An 18368-nucleotide genomic window follows, 5' to 3' on the forward strand; every position below is an offset into this window, starting at 1 on the left:
ACAAATGTAACATTAGGTTTTTTGTCTCTTGTGATTTTAACATTCTTATATTATGCTGTTACAGCAGAAATGAAAAGTTACACATGTAACAGCTAGGACGAGGAGGAAAAGACTTGAGAAAGCTGGCAGAACTTATTGTAAATAATCGTAAGCTGTTGATGGTGATCTTTATCGCGGCAGCGATCGGTAGTGCCATCATGTCATCCCATGTGGAAGTCGTACAGGAACTGACAGATTATCTTCCAGAAGACACTGAGACCAGACAGGGAGTTGATCTGATGGACGCTGAGTTCACGACCTTTGGTACGGCAAAGGTTATGATCTCAAATGTAACGTATGAAGAAGCGAAGGATATCGTAGAACAGCTCAAAGACATCAAGGGCGTATCTGCGGTGGACTTTTATGAGGAAAGTGATGAGGACGAGACAGAGATTACAGATGGGGAAGAACTGTCTGATTACTACAAAAATCTGTCCGCACTTCTGAGTATTACTTTTGACACACCGGAAGATGATCCGGAAGCACAGGGTGCAATCAAAGATGTGAGGGAAGCACTGGCCGATTATGATACCTGGTTTTACACGACGGTAGATAAAGATGATAATGCGTCACTGCAGGAAGATATCAAGGTCATTCTGGTGATTGCTGTATTTATTATTATAGCTGTTCTGTGGTTTACATCAGGAACCTATATGGAGATTGCTATTTTCATGCTTGTATTTGCCATGGCGGCACTCCTGAATATGGGTACCAACTTTATATTCGGAAAGATTTCTTTTGTTACCAATGCAGTAGCATCCATTTTGCAGCTTGCTATGGCAATTGATTATGCGATTATTCTGTTCCACCGTTTTATGGAAGAAAAGGCGCATACGGATACGAAGGAAGCGTTGATCCGGGCACTGGAAAAAGGCATTGTGGAGATATCATCCAGTTCTCTGACAACCATGTCTGGTATGGTGGCTCTGATGTTTATGCATTTTGGTATCGGACTGGATCTGGGTCGTGTCATGGTAAAAGCCATTCTGTTAAGTATGCTTTCTGTATTCGGATTTATGCCGGGACTGATTATGATGTTCAATCGTCAGATCGATAATACAATGCATAAAAGTTTTGTGCCGAAGATCGAGTTCTGGGGAAAAATTGTTGTTGCTGTCAGAAAATTCACGGTACCAGTATTTGTTGTAATGATCTTCGTGTGCGGATATCTGTCTAATACCAGTACCTATGCTTATGACCAGAGTTCCGTGGAATCTGCAAAGATGAATGAATATATGACATCCAAGCGGGAGATTTCCAAGAATTTTGATCTGGATAATCTGATGGCTATTGTAGTTCCTGCAGGAGATTATGACAGCGAGGCTGCGATTCTGTCGGAGATTCAGGAAATCGACAATGTGGCATCTGCTACAGGTCTTGCCAATGTTACTGTAGATGATGATGAGCAGTATGTACTGACAGACAGACTGACTCCTCAGGAGCTGGCAGACGTTACAGATATGGATATTGATACGATCCGTCTTTTGTATCGGTTCTATGCATGGAAGGAAGAGAAATACGGTGCATTTCTAAATTCCATTGATGAGTTCAAGATTCCGCTGATCTCCATGGTTGATTTTATCTATGGAGAAGAAGAAAACGAGACCTTTGATTTTGACGAGGATCTGTCACAGGATATCAAAGATATGCACAAGACCCTGTCTGATGCGAGAGAACAGCTGGAGGGAGATAACTACCATCGCATGCTGTTTACAATCTCCGGACCGGTGGAAGGAGAGGAGACCTTTGCAACGATTGACAAGGTAAGAGATATTGCGCAGAAATATTACCATGAAGTGTATGTAGTAGGAGATTCCACCAGTGACTATGATCTGAGCAAATCTTTTACGCAGGATAATATGATCATCACGATCCTGACAGCATTGTTCGTGGCCTTGATCCTTCTGTTTACATTTAAAAATTATAGTCTGCCGTTGATCCTTGTGGTTACGATTCAGACCAGTATTTTTATCAACTTCACGTTGCCGGCGATCCAGGGAGTACATATGTATTTCTTGAGCTATCTGATCGTCAGCTCCATCCAGATGGGTGCAACGATTGACTATGCGATCGTTATCACAAACCGCTATATTGATTTGCGAAAGACGATCACTGACAAACGCGAGGCAGTGGTCAAGACGCTGGATCAGAGCTTTGCTACGATCATTACATCCGGTTCTATTATGACATCTGCCGGATTCGTAGTTGGTCAGACCACCAGCAACCCGGTTATTGCCTCATTGGGAACGACTCTTGGAAAAGGAACACTGACCTCTATTGTTCTGGTTATGTTGATCCTGCCGCAGCTTCTCTATATGTTTGACGGTATCATTGCCAAGACTTATTACAAGAGCAAGCTGTCACTGGAAAACTTAAGTAAATTAAGAGCAGAAGCAGCTGGTGAGGAGGGACAGAAAGCATGAAAAAGATAATGAAATGGATGCATCGAGGCGGAGCCCTTCTTCTGATCGCCGCTATGTTATTTACGCAGTCAGGAATTGTATCGCTGGCAGAGGAGACCGGCTCTGTGATCACTATCGCATCAGCAGAGGATCTGGTCCTGTTGGCAGACAGCGGTAAGACAGAGAATTTTTCCACTGGAAAGACTTTTGTGATGACAGAAGATATTGACCTGTCTGAGTATGAAAACCTGTTTATCCCGATCATGGATGGTACCTTCGACGGCGGCGGGCATACGATCACTGGCATCCGTCTTCAGGAAGAAATGTCCGATTATGGATTCTTCCGTTATGTAGGACCAAATGGAACTGTTGCAAACCTGACGGTAGAGGCAACGGTGACCAGTGGGGAAGATCAGGAAAACATCGGTATCATTGCTGGTGATAATAAAGGAACAATCCGTGGCTGCACCAGCCGTGGTACATTGAACGGACAGACCAATGTAGGTGGTATTGCCGGCAAAAATGAAACGACAGGAACCATTTCCCGTTGTGGCAATGAAGCAGAAGTGGACGGTAAACAGGCAACCGGCGGCATTATCGGCTACAATGAAGGAACCGTCAGTGATTGTACCAATAGCGGAAAAGTCAATACTAATCAGAAAGTGGTAAAGAGTACCACCAACGGAGAGGGAAGCATTAATATTTCGATTCCCAATGCGGTGACTGGTATGACAGCAGATGACCGTGCCAACGACACAGGTGGTATTGCGGGATATTCTGAAGGAAGTATAACATATTGTAAAAATGAAGCTACTATCGGACACGAACGTCTGGGATCTGCTACCGGCGGTGTGGTAGGACGTCAGAAGGGAAGCCTTGCTTACTCTGACAACAGCGGCGTTGTCTATGGACATAAGGATGTAGGCGGAATCGTAGGTGTGTTTGTACCTTACGAAACAGGTTCTTATGATCGCGATTATGAGCAGGAACTGAAGGATGAGCTGGATAATTTAAGCAGTCTGATGGATCAGCTGTCAGATGTGGGAGATGGTATGGGCAATCATCTGTCCGACAACGTGGACGTGTTGAGAGAACAGCTCAAATCCCTGAAGAATTCTGTCCGGATCTATTTTGATGATTACAGCGATATGGCATCTGACGGAAAAGACTCCATTGATAAAAATGTGGGTGAGATGAAGGATTCCATCAATCGGATGACTAATCGGATCAATATACAGCAGATTACAGATGCCATGACTAAGATTTCCGAAGATCTGGATAAGATGCAGGAGATCATGGAGCAGCTTGAACCCTTGCTTAAGAAAGAACTTGGGGGTATGAAAGGGAAGCTGGACAGCTATCAGCAGCAGATCGAACAGTTGAAGGACACATTGAAGGGTCTGAAAGACTGGATCGATAAACTGCCGGGAGATGGATCAGGTGGCAGTGACGATGGAAACGGCAGTGGCGGAAACGGCGGCGGAAGTGGAACCGATACTGGAACCGACAGTGGAAGCGGGACCGGCACAGGAACCGAAGACGGAAGCAGCAGTGGCTCAGGTGGAGGAACCGATGATGCCGATAAGAAAGGCACGACAGGTGGCAGTGGAACAGGCACTGGCTCAGGTGAAGGAACCGATGATGCCGATAAGAAAGGCACGACAGGTGGCAGCGGAACCGGCACTGGCATTGGTGGAGGAACCGATGATGCTGATAAGAAAGGCACAACAGGTGGTAGCGGAACCGGCACTGGCATTGGTGGAGGAACCGATGATGCTGATAAGAAAGGCACAACAGGTGACAGCAGTGAATCCAACGGAGATTCTGGTAGCAAGACCACAGAGGATGGCATCGATCCTTCACAGGCATCTACCGGAAAAATGACAGCTGTATCCTATACCGTAGTGACCAGTAAAACACCAGCACCTGGTGAAGGTGGTTCAGATGAGGGTAATGGAGGCAGCACCGGAGACGGCGATGGTGGAGGCGCAGGATCAGATCTGACGCCAGATCAGCAGGCACAGTTGAGTGAAGCACTCCGGGAACTGGCAAAACTTAATGCGGATATTCAGAACCAGATGGGAATCATTACCAATGCAATGGGACAGCTTTCCGGAGCAGCTTCCGATATGAAGTCAACTGTCAACAGTCTGAATAAGATGACTCATGATCTTGGAAAGATTGCAGATGATTTCGAGGATGAATTTGACACCATGACCAACGATCTTCGCCAGAAGAGCGATCGCGTCTATGATACCTTTAAGGCAACCGGAGATCAGCTGGACAGCGACTGGGATCAGATGAGCGATTGCCTGGATCGGGTGAAGAGCCAGTTTGACAACATCCGCGGAACTATTTCTGATGCATTTGACGAGCTGAAAGACCGGATCGAGGATGGAAGCGTCTATGTGGATATATCCGAACTGGCAGACAGTATGACAGGAGACGGAAAGGTCATCGGATGTGACAATTCCGGCGAAATCTATGCAGACAGCCAGGGAGGCGGTATTATTGGAAGTATCTCCATGGAGACCGTGAAAAATGCTGGCAAAAAGATTCTGGATCTTGGATTCGGAGACAATGATGACGATGATGAAGATGAGGATGAGGATGATGACAGCAACAGTATTACCCGTCATGTGATGGCAGCTGTATTTATGTCTGTAAATACCGGAAGTGTAACTGTGAAAGGCAGTTACGCAGGCGGAGTGGTTGGCAGAGCAGAGTATGGTCTGATCAATTCCTGTGAGAATTACGGAGATATTCTGGCAGACGGCGGCAACTATGCAGGTGGTATTGCAGGACGTTCTGATCTGCTGATCAAAGACTGCTACACCTTAAGCGGTGTGAGCGGAGACGGATATGTAGGCGGTGTGGCAGGACGCGCAGAAGATGTGACTGGCTGTTATGTATGCTCGTACCTGGATCTGGACAGTTATGTACAGTCCACCGGAGCTGTGGCAGGAAAAGCAAAGGGTATCATCAGTGACAACTATTTTGTAGATAACGGATATGGAGCTGTGGATGGCGTGACCAAAGAGGCAGAGGCTGTTCCTATGGATTATGCGTCCTTGCTGGATCTGAAAACTATGCCGGAGAACTTTCAGAAGTTCACGATCCGTTTTATGGACGGGGATGATGTGATCTGGCAGAACACCTATGCTTATGGAGATGTGCTGACAGAAGATGAGTATCCAAAGCTTCCGGATGCAGGAGATGGGTATGTGTACTGGGAGAAGAAAGATGTAAGCCCGATTCACCGGAACATCACCGTACATGCAGTATACAGAGCCTATATGCCATCACTTGGATCAGCCCAAGATGGCAGTGATCCGGTCCTGTTTGGAGGAAACTTCTATCCGGATACCACTTTGACTGTCAGAGATGCCACAGATGAGGAAGCAAAGCAGGTATCTCAGAATTTTGATACGTTCAACTGGATGTATCACTATTATGTGAAACATATTTACCGGTATGAACTGAATCAGGAAGAAGAGCTGGATACGCAGGCAATGGTGAGAGTTGTTCATAATTTGACGCTGGCAGACTGCATTGTGAGCATGGATGATTCTTTCCAGACGCTGGATAAAGTGCAGAAGGCAGAAAAAGTGGGAAGTTATCTGTCTGTGGATACAACCATTGCTAAGAGTGGTTATATCGTAGTACTGGATCGGATAGATACCTGGATGAGCATTGTGCTTGGCATTTTAGGACTGATTCTTCTGGGATTGCTCATGTTTGGTATGTATAAGCTCAGACTCAGACGTCTGGCCCGTGCGGCGAAGAAAGCAGAGCAGAAGTCGACAGAGACAGAGCATGTATCAGATATCAGCGAAGTAGCGGAAGTTACAGAGCCTGATAAAACAGAACACACACATGAAGAATAAATGCAGATAAGAGAGACTGCGGTTTCATAGAGGAATCTATGGGATCGCAGTTTTTTTAGTTACAGTTCACTGGTGTGATCATACAGGCTTGCCTTTTGGAAATCATCCTGTTATGATGATTTATAAGCAGTATGCAGAGTCCATCGGTGAAAATACATGATTCTGGATCATTGCAAATACATGGGAAATGAGAAAGTAAAATGAAAAAAGTACTGAAGATAACAGCCATCGTGGCAGCGGCACTGTTCCTGACGGTTTACGGAGTGGGATGCTGGTATTTTTATACCCATTATTTTTATGGAACGAAGATCGACGGAGTGGTCTATGGCTGCATGACGCCGGAAGAGGTGGCGGTGGATGTGACCGCACGACAGAAGAATTACAGTCTGGCGATCCGGGGAAGATATGAAATGGAGGAAGTGCGGACCGGAAAAGAGCTGGGGGCATCTATTGATCCACTTGAAGAACTGAGGTCAAATCTGCGCAGACAGCGTCCGTGGATGTGGCCGGTCAGCTTTTTTGAGACTTTTGAGGATGAACTGACAGGCAGTATTCAGATCGATGAGGAGACATTTACCGCACAGGTAGATGCTATGAGTTTCTTCCAGCCGAAGAAGCAGATTGCTCCGGTGGATGCGAAGCTGTCCGATTACCTTCCAGAGAAAAAGGGATACGAGGTGCTCACGGAAGTAGAAGGAAGTACGATCCATAAGGAAGATGCGGTAGAAGCGATCTGGGAAGCAGTAACGACCCGACAGGCTGAGCTTGATCTGACCGGAGCTGAATATTATGAAGAACCGAAGATCTTTTCTGACGATGAGCGACTCAACAAAGAAGCAGAAGAATTGAATGCCTATACCAACCTGACATTTTCCTATGATATGCATGGGGTTCCGGTAACGGTAGACGGAGATCAGATCCATGAGTGGCTGGTATGTGCAGCAGATGGAACGGTAACAGTGGATGAAGAACTGGCAAAGGCTTATGTGAAAGAGCTGGCAGATACCTATAACACCTATGGAAAAGTCCGCATTTTTAAGACGGTAAGCGGTGTGGAGAAAAAGCTGAAGAGCGGTGCTTACGGATGGAAAATGGACGTGGAAGCAGAGCAGGAAGCCCTTCTTACCATGCTTGCGGATAAAAAAAGTGTCGCTCATACTCCACAGTGGACCAAAGAGGGTTATGTAACAGGAGAAAATGACATAGGCAGCACGTATGTGGAGATCGACTTAAGTGCCCAGCATCTGTATTTTATCAAAGATGGATCCGTGATCATGGAAAGCCCGCTGGTATCAGGCAATATGTCCAGAGGCTGGGGCACACCGGGTGGTGTCTTTGGACTGACCTATAAGACAAGAAATGCGGTACTCAGAGGCGCAGACTATGCAACACCTGTCGGTTACTGGATGCCATTTAACGGGAATATCGGTATGCACGATGCCGGTTGGAGAGGCAGTTTTGGTGGAACTATATACCAGACCAGCGGATCCCATGGATGCGTGAACCTGCCACCTAATAAGGCAAAAGAAATCTATGGTTATGTAGAAAAAAACATGCCGGTCGTTTGCTATTATTAAAAAAGTGTGATACACTTGTTTTATCGTGGGCATATACGATACGTCCGGGAAATATATTACAATTTCAGAGAGGTAGAAGGACATGAAGATTTTAGTAACTGGGGGAGCAGGCTATATTGGAAGTCATACCTGCGTAGAGCTTCTGAACAGTGGATATGAAGTAGTTGTTATGGATAACCTTTATAATGCAAGCGCAAAGGCACTGGACCGCGTACAGCAGATCACTGGAAAAACGCTTACATTTTATGAGGCAGATATGCTGGATCAGCCGGCAATGGATAAGATTTTTGAAGCAGAGAAGCCGGATGCAGTCATCCATTTTGCAGGATACAAGGCAGTTGGAGAGTCTGTGGTAAAGCCGATTGAATATTATCATAATAATATGACAGGAACATTGCTCCTGTGTGATACCATGAGAAAACATGGTGTGAAAAACATTATTTTCAGTTCTTCTGCTACAGTATATGGAGATCCTCTGGAGATCCCGATCACAGAAGAATGCCCGAAACAGAGTCCGACCAACCCTTATGGTCAGACCAAGACCATGCTGGAGCAGGTGCTGATGGACATCCATCGTGCAGATCCAGAGTGGAATGTAACCCTGCTTCGTTATTTCAATCCGATCGGAGCACACAAATCAGGACTGATCGGTGAAGATCCCAAGGGTATTCCGAACAACCTGCTTCCGTATGTGGCACAGGTAGCCATCGGCAAGCTGAAATGTGTGGGTGTATTTGGAAATGATTATGATACCCCGGATGGAACCGGCGTACGTGATTACATTCATGTGGTAGACCTGGCAAGAGGTCATGTAAAAGCAATCGAGAAGTTCAAAGAGAATAAAGGTGTGCTGATCTACAACCTGGGTACCGGCAACGGATACAGTGTACTTCAGGTTATTGAAGCGTTTGGCAAGGCATGCGGCAAGAAGATCCCGTATGAGATCAAACCGCGTCGTGCAGGCGATATTGCAACCTGCTACTGTGATCCGTCTAAAGCAAAGAGAGAGCTTGGCTGGGAAGCAGAGTACGGTATTGATGAGATGTGTGCTGATTCCTGGAAATGGCAGACCCAGAATCCGAACGGATATAACGATCCGGAATAAGTTCGGTACGGGAGAAACAAGGAATGAAACTGGTGTTGGTATGTTATTCCGGCAGTTCGGCCAGTATTTTAAGGGACAGAATGCTTGCCTGGGCGAGAGCCAATCTGCTGGATGTGGAGATTATTGTATCATCATTGGCTGGACTGGATGAAGATAAAGAGGATGCGGATATTGTCCTTGTGGGACCGCAGGTGCGTTGTGCACTGGCAAGCGTAAGAGAGCGGGTACCGGAGAGGATTCCGGTCATGGCAGTGGATACCAGAGATTATGGTATGGCAAAGGGAGACCGTGTCATGCAGGCAGCGCTGGATGAGATCCGGCAGTACAAGGAACATAAGATTCATATGGAGTAGGGTGAAAAGCAGGAATCCTCAGTAATGCAGGACGCCTGCTTTTTTCCCCGGAAATTAGAAAAGGAGTATTGACAGATGGCAAAAGGCAACACATATGATGCGGACAGTATTTCCGTTCTGGAAGGACTGGAAGCGGTACGAAAACGGCCTGGCATGTACATTGGAAGCGTTTCCACAAAAGGATTGAATCATCTGATCTATGAGATCGTAGATAACTCAGTGGATGAGCATCTGGCAGGATATTGTACCCAGATTGAAGTGTATCTGGAAAAAGATGGTTCCTGTACGGTCACAGATAATGGACGTGGTATTCCAGTCGGAATGCATGCAAAGGGAATGTCTGCGGAGCGACTGGTATTTACCACACTGCATGCAGGTGGAAAGTTTGATGATTCTGCATATAAGACCAGCGGAGGACTTCACGGAGTAGGTTCTTCTGTTGTAAATGCGCTGTCCACCTGGCTGGATATAGAGGTGTACAGAGACGGATATGTACATCATGACCACTACGAGAGGGGCAACCCAACCGTTGAACTGGAACATGGACTGCTTCCTACGCTTGGTAAGACCAGAAAGACGGGAACGAAGATCCGTTTTCTGCCCGATCCGGAGATCTTTGAGAAGACCCGCTTCAAGGCAGAAGAGGTCAAGAGCCGTATGCATGAAACTGCATATCTGAACCCGAATCTGACCATCATCTTTGAAGACCGCCGTGGCAGTGAAGTGGAGCATATTGAATACCATGAGCCGGACGGGCTGGTAGGATTCGTAAAAGATCTGAATAAATCGCAGGAAACACTCCATGAGGTGGTGTATTTTCAGGGGGAAAGCGAAGGGATTACCGTAGAAGTGGCTTTTCAATATGTAAATGAATTTCATGAGAACGTACTGGGGTTCTGCAACAATATTTATAATGCGGAAGGTGGTACTCATATTACGGGATTCAAGACAGTATTTACCACGGTGATCAACTCCTATGCCCGGGAACTGGGAATCCTCAAAGAAAAAGATGCGAATTTTACAGGCGCAGATGTACGAAATGGAATGACAGCTGTCATCTCCATCAAACATCCGGATCCGAGATTTGAGGGACAGACAAAGACAAAGCTTGATAACCAGGATGCTTCCAAGGCCACTGCAAAAGTGACCGGTGATGAGATCCAGCGGTATTTTGACCGGAATCTGGAGACGCTGAAGACTGTGATCGGCTGTGCGGAAAAAGCCGCCAAGATCCGAAAATCTGAGGAACGTGCGAAGACAAATCTGCTGACCAAGCAGAAATTCTCTTTTGATTCCAACGGAAAGCTGGCGAACTGTGAGAGCAGGGATGCATCCAAATGTGAGATCTTCATTGTGGAGGGAGATTCCGCAGGCGGTTCTGCCAAGACAGCCAGAAACCGTGCTTATCAGGCAATCCTGCCTATCCGCGGTAAGATTCTGAACGTGGAGAAGGCCAGCATTGATAAAGTCCTTGCCAATGCGGAGATCAAGACGATGATCAATGCGTTCGGATGCGGATTCTCTGAAGGATATGGAAATGATTTTGATATTACAAAGCTTCGCTATGATAAGATCATCATTATGGCCGATGCAGACGTGGACGGTGCCCATATCAGTACGCTGCTGCTGACTTTGTTCTATCGGTTTATGCCGGAGCTGATCTACGAGGGACATGTGTACATTGCCATGCCGCCGCTTTATAAAGCCATGCCGGCAAGAGGGAAGGAAGAATACCTTTATGACGACAAGGCATTGGAAAAATACAGAAAGACCCACACGGGATCCTTCACGCTCCAGCGTTATAAAGGTCTTGGAGAGATGGATGCCACCCAGCTGTGGGAGACGACCATGGATCCTGATCACAGACGGCTTCGCCTGGTAGAGATCGAGGATGCCAGACTGGCTTCCTCTGTAACGGAGATGCTGATGGGAACGGAAGTGCCGCCGCGTCGTCAGTTTATCTATGAAAATGCAGTAGACGCAGAGCTGGATGTGTAGGAGGAATAGCATGAGTGAAGAAATGATCATAAAAACAGAATATTCCGACATCATGCAGAAGTCTTATATTGACTATGCCATGAGCGTTATCGTGGCCCGTGCACTGCCGGATGTGAGGGATGGTCTGAAGCCGGTACAGAGAAGAACTCTCTACGATATGCATGAGCTTGGTATCCGAAGTGATCGCCCTTACCGAAAATGTGCCCGTATCGTTGGCGATACCATGGGTAAATATCATCCCCATGGAGACAGCTCCATCTATGAGGCACTGGTTGTTATGAGCCAGGATTTCAAAAAAGGGCTGCCGCTTATCGACGGACATGGTAACTTTGGTTCCATCGAAGGAGATGGCGCTGCTGCCATGCGATATACGGAGGCGAGACTTCAGAAGGTCAGTGAAGATGTGCTGCTGGCGGATCTGGACAAAAATATCGTGGATTTTGTTCCGAACTTTGATGAGACAGAGAAAGAACCTGGTGTTCTTCCGGCAAGGATTCCCCATCTGCTGATCAACGGCGCAGAGGGTATTGCTGTCGGTATGTCTACCAGCATCCCGCCGCACAATTTGGGTGAGACCATTGATGCTATGAAGGCTTACATGAAAAATCCGCAGATGACAGTGGAAGAGCTCTTGCAGATTATGCCGGGACCGGATTTCCCCACTGGTGGAATTGTGGTCAACAAAGATGAACTGACCGAGATCTACCGCACCGGCGCAGGTAAAATCAAGATCCGTGGCCGCGTGGAAGTGGAAAAATTAAAGGGGGGCAAGGAGCAGCTGGTCATTACAGAGATTCCATATACCATGATCGGCGCTAATATTGGAAAATTCCTCAATGATATCGGCGGACTGGTGGAGTCTAAGACAACTACAGATATTGTGGATATTACCAACCAGTCGTCCAAGGAAGGCATCCGTATTGTGCTGGAACTGAAAAAGGGTGCAGATACCGAGCAGTTGACCAATATGCTCTACAAGAAGACCCGTCTGGAAGATACCTTTGGTGTAAATATGCTGGCAGTGGCGGATGGAAGACCGGAGACTCTGGGGCTGACCCGGATCTTTGACCATGTGATCGACTTTCAGTTTGAATTGAATACCAGAAAATATAAGACACTTCTGAATAAAGAGCTGGATAAAAAAGAGATTCAGGAAGGTCTCATCAAAGCCTGTGACGTGATTGACCTGATCATCGAAGTGCTGCGTGGAAGCCGGGATCTGAAGATGGCAAAAGCCTGCCTCATGAGTGGTGTTACAGAAGGAATTACATTTAAGTCCGAGAAGTCAAAAGCACAGGCGGCGAAGCTTCGTTTCACAGAGCGCCAGGCAACGGCAATTCTGGAGATGCGTCTCTACAAATTGATCGGTCTGGAGATTGAAGCTCTTATGAAAGAACATGATACCACCATGAAAAACATTGCCCGTTATTCGGAAATCCTCAACAACTATGACGAGATGCTGAAGGTTATCATAGCGGATCTTGAGCGTTACAAGAAGGCTTATGCACAACCGAGAAAGACATCCGTGGAAAATGCAGAAGCAGCTGTTTTCGTGGAGAAGAAGATGGAAGAGATGCCGGTGAAATTCCTGATGGATCGATTTGGTTACTGCCGTACCATGGATGTGGCGACTTATGAGAGAAATAAAGAGGCGGCTGATGCGGAGAGCCGTTATGTGCTGACCTGCCGCAATACCGACCGGCTTTGCATTTTCACAGAGAAAGGCAAGCTTCATACGGCTAAGATTGCAGACCTGCCATATGGAAAATTCCGTGATAAGGCATTCCCAATCGATAATTTCAGCAATTTTGACAGTTCCCAGGAGCGCATGATCTGCATTTGCAGTATGGAAGAGCTGCTTATGGGAACCATGCTGTTTGTGACCAAATATGGTATGACAAAGGTGGTCAGCGGTTACGAGTATGATGTGCGCACCAGAACCAGTGCGGCAACCAAACTGAACGAAGATGACGAGGTGTTGTATGCAGGTCTGGTCGGGGATAATACGCAGATCGTACTTCAGTCCGCAGAAGGTGTCTTCCTGAAATTTGCCATTGAGGAGATCCCGGAGAAGAAGAAGGCAGCGATTGGTGTGCGTGCCATGAAGCTGTCAGCCAAAGACAGTCTGGAACAGGTCTATGTGATGGCAGATGGTGAAGATAAGATCATCACTTATAAAGAAAAAGAAGTATCTTTACAGAAGCTGAAAAATGGAACCAGAGATCAGAAAGGAACGAAAATACGGGTATGAGTGGAAAATACAGCAATATCAAAGTAGTATCTTTTGACATGGATGGAACCATCCTCAATACGGAGGCAGATCTGGAGGCAGCTGCCAGACGGGCACTGAAACTGGCAGGACTGCCGCCTATGCCGCCGGTTCGGTTTGCTAACTATATCGGAAATGGTGTAAAAGGAATTTACAGGGAACTTTGTCCGGATGCGACTCAGGAAAAACTGGAAGAAGCAGTACGTTATCAGCTGGAGTGGTATCCGGAGCACTGTACGGAACAGACCTGTTTCTATCCGGGAATGTGGGAGACTCTGCAGTGGATGGCTGCCAAAGGAATCCGTCTGGTAATTGTGACCAATAAAGTGGAAACGACTGCAAAGAAGCTGGCAAACCATTTCTGCAGTGACCTTCCTTTTGAAGAAGTCTGGGGAAATGATCATGATCGCCCCCTGAAACCGGACCCTATAGCCGGAAAACTGCTGTGTGAGACTCTGGGTGTTACCCCGGACCAGGTCATGCATGTAGGTGATGGCGAGACCGATATGCAGTTTGCAAAAAATGCCGGATTCGTGGGTGTCGGTGTGTCATGGGGATATCGTAGCACTGATGTTCTGTGGGAAAGCGGTGCAGATGTGATGATCGATGAGCCGTGGCAGTTATGTGAGCTGCTGGATAGATAATAGATTACATAAGGTAGATATAAAGGGTGAAAAGCATGAAACTAGGGCTTTTTGCCCTTTTTTATCAAAGATTCTGAAAAAATGAAAATAAAGTGAAACTTTCCGCAAAACCTTAAGGTCTAATAGGTAAAAGAAAGCAGAGAGGAGGAATAATATGAGGGCATCAGACAAAGAGGCGCTGATTCATGAGTGCCTGGTGCAGAATTATGAAAAATATTATCGTATGGCATACAGCTATGTGTTTCGTGAGCAGGATGCCATGGATATCGTGCAGGAGGCGGCATATCGGGCAATCTTAAAAAGTGATCTGCTGAAACAGCCGGAATACGCAGATACCTGGATCTGCCGGATCGTGATCCATGAGGCACTGCGGTTCCTGAAGAAAAACAAACAAACAGCTTCGGTGGAGGAGGTACCGGAGCAGGGACAGGAAGATAAGATTGAGGATGTGGATCTTCAGCGGGCACTGGATAAGCTGGATGAAAAGGAACGAAGCATCGTAGTGCTCCGGTATTTTGAAGAAGAGAAGATCGAAACCATCGGACAGATCATGAATCTGAATGTGAGTACGGTAAAGAGCAAGCTGTACCGGGCAATGGATAAGTTAAAGAAATATATGGAAGCAGGAGGGGTGAATTATGGAAGACTGGAAAAAGGAGTATGACAATATTAAAGTGCCGGAAGAGATGAGAGAAAAACTGGAACAGTCTATTAACAGAGCAAAAAAAGAAAAGAAACGTATGAAAAAAATAACGTTATATAAAACATTTGGAAGCATGGCAGCAGTACTTGCCATCGTGTTGATTCTTCCGAATACCAGCCAGACTGCAGCGGCAGCCATGCAGCAGATCCCATTACTTGGTAATCTGTTCAAAGTGGTGACTGTCCGCGAGTATCAGGTGGATGAGGAGCGCAACAGTGCGAATGTAAAAGTGCCGCAGGTAGAAGTAGCTGCTACGGATGAGAATGCAGACAGTGACACCGTTGAGCAGGCAAAAGTATCCGCAGATGCCATTAATTTTGATATCAACGAAGAGACCAATAAGCTGATCGAAGAGTTCAAAAAGAGCATGGAAAATGAAGAAGGTTATCAGAACATCTACATTGACAGCAACGTGAAGCTGGACACCGACGATCTTTTCTCCCTGGAACTGATTCTCTATCAGGGAGCAGGCAGCGGTTATGAGCAGCACAAGCATTATACCGTTGATAAAAAGACCGGAAAAGAACTGTCGCTGAAAGATCTGTGCGGAGATGACTATATTGATACCATCAGCGAAGAAATTAAGACGCAGATGAGAGAACAGATGGCAGCCGATGAAACTGTACAGTACTGGCTGGATGATCCAGAGGTAGAAGAGTGGAATTTTGACAAGATCGCTGAAGACCAGGATTTCTACGTCAATGAAGACGGACACATTGTAGTCTGCTTCAACGAATACGATGTCGCTCCCGGATCTATGGGCTGTGTAGAATTCACCCTGAACGAGACTGTAAATGTGAAGTAGGACACATATATTAAAAATGTTCGTTCAGAAACATTTAAGATTTTTTTAGAAGATTTTCTTCCTGTCTTGTAGTAAAATGAAAGAAAAACGCGTTTATATAGATGTAGATGCATTTACAGGAGGATAAGACATGGTTCTGTTTCTGGCACTTCTGGACACGCAGGAAGAACAGGAAAAGTTCAGGGAGATATACGAGAACTACCGGCATTTTATGTGGTACATTGCCCAGCAGAAACTTAAGGATACCCATCTGGCGGAGGATGCAGTGCAGGAAGCTTTTCTGGCACTGACCAGGCATCTGGATAAAGTGGAGGATGCACACAGCCCCAGAACGAAGAAATTTCTTGCAACAATTGTCAGAAGCAAGGCGATCGATCTCATACGGAAGAACAATCCACAGGAGGAATTGACGGATGAGCTGCCGGAAGGTAAGGCAGGAAGAGATATTCTGGATCAGCTTCTGGTGAAGGAAAATTATAACAGGCTGATCAGTTGTGTGCTGGAGCTTGACGACAACTACCGGGTGGTGTTTGAGTACAAGTATCTGTATCGGATGAGTGACGAGGAGATCGCGGATATTCTGGGAATCTCTGCAAAAAATGTGAATGTACGGTATTTTCGTGCCAGAAAAAAACTGCAGGAAATGATCCGAAAGGAGGAAAAAAGCATTGAAGAGGCTTAGAAACGGTGCCCGGACTGAAGGGGAAGAATTATTGACCCGGGTACTGGACGAGTGCCTGGAAGAAGATTTAAGTTTTGTTCCTCATGAACGGGAGATTGCAGGAAAGCATCGGTTTTCACCGGGGTTTGAGGAACAGATGGAAGCTATGATGACAGAAGCAGAACAAAAGATGCAGGAAAAGGAATTAAAGAAGCATTTCCATTTCCAATGGGGACAACTGGCGGCATGTGTTGCAGTGTTTTGTGTATGTGGAGCATTGGCAGGAACTGTGTATCTGCAGCACAGCGGAGGCAAAGGGACCGCGGATACCACGGCAATGATGACAGCAGAAAGTGCAGACGTTGCAGAAGAGAGTGCAGAACTTGAAGTGGCGGAAGATGCTATGGAGGATGCGGCAGATACTGGTGCGGCAGATGGCCTGGAAGCAGAGAAGACAGCAGATGTGGATACTTCAAAGGGCAAGACATATTGTGGGCAGACCATTTATCTGGCAGAGATCCAGGATATGCCGGAGGCACTGGAAAATGTAAACACTCTGGTGAACTGCCCGGTACTGGATGAAGAGAATCCGACGTTGACACTGACCATCGCCAATACGGGAGAGACGTCAACATCTTATCAGATGCCGCCAATTCTGGAAGTGTGGCTGGATGATGGCTGGTATGTGATCCCGACAACCAGTACCGAGAGCAAAGAGCCGACCTGGACACGTCTGGAGAAGAAGATGGCCATGGATGAAGCCATTGACCTGACGCAGTATCAGATCGACTATGGTGCACAGCGGTATCGGATGGTTGTTCGGATCGGAGAGCATATGCTCAGTGCTGAATTTACCTTTGAAGAAGTATTCTCAGAGCAGATGGAGACCCTGGAGGAGATGCGAAAGGAGAGGGAGGAGTAAATGAAAAAGAAAGTATTGGCTTGTGTATTATCAGGAATACTGGCAGTGTCGATCTTTGGCTGCGGAAGCAAGTCTATGATGGCTACAGAAAGTGCAGTGGCGGACAGCGCAGCTTATGATGATATGGCATATGACAGTGGCTATGACACAACGGAAGCGGCATCTGCGGAGGAAGCTGGAAGCGGTGCTGTGACTTCAGAAAATGGAATCGAAGAGGTGCAGGAAACTGATCGAAAGCTGATACGGAATGTGAATCTAAGTCTTCAGACGAAAGAATTTGACACCGTCCTTGATAACATGAGTCAGAAGATAAAAGATCTGGGCGGATATATTCAGGATTCTTCTGTGTGGGGCAGCAGTTCGGACTATTCCAGCAGTCGTTCCGCAAGCTACACACTTCGCATTCCGTCTGACAAACTGGATGAATTTATCGATGTGGTGGAGACGCTGGGAAATGTGACCTATAAAAATGAAAGTGTGGATGATGTGACTCTTCGTTATGTGGATGTGGATAGTCATAAGAAAGCACTGGAGACAGAACAGGAGAGGCTGCTGGCACTGCTGGAGAAGGCAGAAAATGTGGAAGATATCATTACCATTGAAAACCGTCTGTCAGATGTCCGCTATGAACTGGAAAATTACGAAAGCCAGATCCGGTTATTAGACAATCAGATCGATTACAGTACTGTCTATGTGGATATTTCAGAAGTGTTCCGAGTGACTGACACCGGTAAACAGGGCTTCTTTGAGGAAGTAGCTTCCAGATTCAGTGACAGCGTCTATGTAGTACTCATGGGACTGCGTGGATTTGCAATAGGTATCTTAGGCTCCCTTCCAATCCTGGTGGTCTGGGGTGTGATCCTTGCAGTGGTTGTGATCCTGCTTCGGAAATTTGTGTTTAAGAAAAGTAAGAAAAATAAAAAGAACACAGACCAGACGAGCGAAAACCAGCAGTAAACATTGATATAACAGGCTTTCGGGTCATAGAGGCCCGGAAGCTCTT

The 18368-nt window shown here is 46.5% G+C and carries 13 protein-coding genes; all 13 read left to right on the forward strand.

Going from position 1 to position 18368, the window contains the following annotated elements:
• The first annotated feature begins 113 nt into the window (after positions 1-113).
• The gene (locus WMO62_RS04800) at positions 114-2462 is read left to right on the forward strand and encodes an efflux RND transporter permease subunit (protein ID WP_349143995.1); all 2349 of its coding nucleotides are present in this window, start codon (positions 114-116) and stop codon (positions 2460-2462) included.
• Positions 2459-6328 (forward strand): GLUG motif-containing protein, encoded by a 3870-nt coding sequence (locus tag WMO62_RS04805; RefSeq protein ID WP_349143996.1) that lies wholly within the window; start codon positions 2459-2461, stop codon positions 6326-6328. The genes WMO62_RS04800 and WMO62_RS04805 overlap by 4 nt, the downstream gene beginning before the upstream one ends.
• A 200-nt stretch (positions 6329-6528) precedes the next feature.
• The gene (locus tag WMO62_RS04810; RefSeq protein ID WP_349143997.1) at positions 6529-7905 is read left to right on the forward strand and encodes a L,D-transpeptidase family protein; all 1377 of its coding nucleotides are present in this window, start codon (positions 6529-6531) and stop codon (positions 7903-7905) included.
• 82 nt (positions 7906-7987) lie between these two features.
• Positions 7988-9010: a UDP-glucose 4-epimerase GalE gene (gene galE, locus WMO62_RS04815; protein WP_117498144.1), complete on the forward strand. Its 1023-nt coding sequence runs from the start codon at positions 7988-7990 to the stop codon at positions 9008-9010.
• A 23-nt stretch (positions 9011-9033) separates the two neighbouring features.
• A complete protein-coding gene (locus tag WMO62_RS04820) occupies positions 9034-9363 on the forward strand; it encodes a PTS sugar transporter subunit IIB (protein WP_117498146.1) in 330 nt (109 codons plus the stop codon).
• A gap of 75 nt (positions 9364-9438) precedes the next feature.
• Positions 9439-11361, forward strand: coding sequence for a DNA gyrase subunit B (locus tag WMO62_RS04825; RefSeq protein ID WP_147602088.1), 1923 nt, complete (start codon positions 9439-9441; stop codon positions 11359-11361).
• A 10-nt stretch (positions 11362-11371) separates the two neighbouring features.
• Positions 11372-13612 carry a DNA gyrase/topoisomerase IV subunit A gene (locus WMO62_RS04830; RefSeq protein WP_349143998.1) on the forward strand — a complete coding sequence of 747 codons (2241 nt, stop codon included), beginning with the start codon at positions 11372-11374 and terminating at the stop codon, positions 13610-13612.
• Positions 13609-14274, forward strand: coding sequence for an HAD family hydrolase (locus tag WMO62_RS04835; RefSeq protein WP_349143999.1), 666 nt, complete (start codon positions 13609-13611; stop codon positions 14272-14274). The genes WMO62_RS04830 and WMO62_RS04835 overlap by 4 nt, the downstream gene beginning before the upstream one ends.
• A gap of 154 nt (positions 14275-14428) precedes the next feature.
• Positions 14429-14938 carry a sigma-70 family RNA polymerase sigma factor gene (locus WMO62_RS04840; RefSeq protein WP_147602091.1) on the forward strand — a complete coding sequence of 170 codons (510 nt, stop codon included), beginning with the start codon at positions 14429-14431 and terminating at the stop codon, positions 14936-14938.
• Positions 14913-15782, forward strand: coding sequence for an anti-sigma-V factor RsiV (rsiV, locus tag WMO62_RS04845; RefSeq protein ID WP_117498156.1), 870 nt, complete (start codon positions 14913-14915; stop codon positions 15780-15782). The genes WMO62_RS04840 and rsiV overlap by 26 nt, the downstream gene beginning before the upstream one ends.
• A gap of 130 nt (positions 15783-15912) precedes the next feature.
• Positions 15913-16464: an RNA polymerase sigma factor gene (locus tag WMO62_RS04850; protein ID WP_349144000.1), complete on the forward strand. Its 552-nt coding sequence runs from the start codon at positions 15913-15915 to the stop codon at positions 16462-16464.
• Entirely contained in the window at positions 16451-17365 is a 915-nt protein-coding gene (locus WMO62_RS04855; protein WP_349144001.1) for an immunoglobulin-like domain-containing protein, read from the forward strand. The genes WMO62_RS04850 and WMO62_RS04855 overlap by 14 nt, the downstream gene beginning before the upstream one ends.
• On the forward strand, positions 17366-18322 hold the full coding sequence (locus tag WMO62_RS04860) for a DUF4349 domain-containing protein (RefSeq protein ID WP_349144002.1): 957 nt from the start codon (positions 17366-17368) through the stop codon (positions 18320-18322).
• Positions 18323-18368: the final 46 nt, after the last annotated feature.

The sequence above is a fragment of the Hominiventricola aquisgranensis genome (assembly GCF_040096225.1).
Lineage (GTDB): Bacteria > Bacillota > Clostridia > Lachnospirales > Lachnospiraceae > Hominiventricola > Hominiventricola aquisgranensis.

Coding starts and splice junctions, on each gene's coding strand:
- WMO62_RS04840 (WP_147602091.1), top strand. CDS start 14,429: ATGAGGGCATCAGACAAAGAGGCGCTGATTCATGAGTGCCTGGTGCAG.
- WMO62_RS04830 (WP_349143998.1), top strand. CDS start 11,372: ATGAGTGAAGAAATGATCATAAAAACAGAATATTCCGACATCATGCAG.
- rsiV (WP_117498156.1), top strand. CDS start 14,913: ATGGAAGACTGGAAAAAGGAGTATGACAATATTAAAGTGCCGGAAGAG.
- WMO62_RS04860 (WP_349144002.1), top strand. CDS start 17,366: ATGAAAAAGAAAGTATTGGCTTGTGTATTATCAGGAATACTGGCAGTG.
- galE (WP_117498144.1), top strand. CDS start 7,988: ATGAAGATTTTAGTAACTGGGGGAGCAGGCTATATTGGAAGTCATACC.
- WMO62_RS04810 (WP_349143997.1), top strand. CDS start 6,529: ATGAAAAAAGTACTGAAGATAACAGCCATCGTGGCAGCGGCACTGTTC.
- WMO62_RS04805 (WP_349143996.1), top strand. CDS start 2,459: ATGAAAAAGATAATGAAATGGATGCATCGAGGCGGAGCCCTTCTTCTG.
- WMO62_RS04835 (WP_349143999.1), top strand. CDS start 13,609: ATGAGTGGAAAATACAGCAATATCAAAGTAGTATCTTTTGACATGGAT.
- WMO62_RS04850 (WP_349144000.1), top strand. CDS start 15,913: ATGGTTCTGTTTCTGGCACTTCTGGACACGCAGGAAGAACAGGAAAAG.
- WMO62_RS04825 (WP_147602088.1), top strand. CDS start 9,439: ATGGCAAAAGGCAACACATATGATGCGGACAGTATTTCCGTTCTGGAA.
- WMO62_RS04820 (WP_117498146.1), top strand. CDS start 9,034: ATGAAACTGGTGTTGGTATGTTATTCCGGCAGTTCGGCCAGTATTTTA.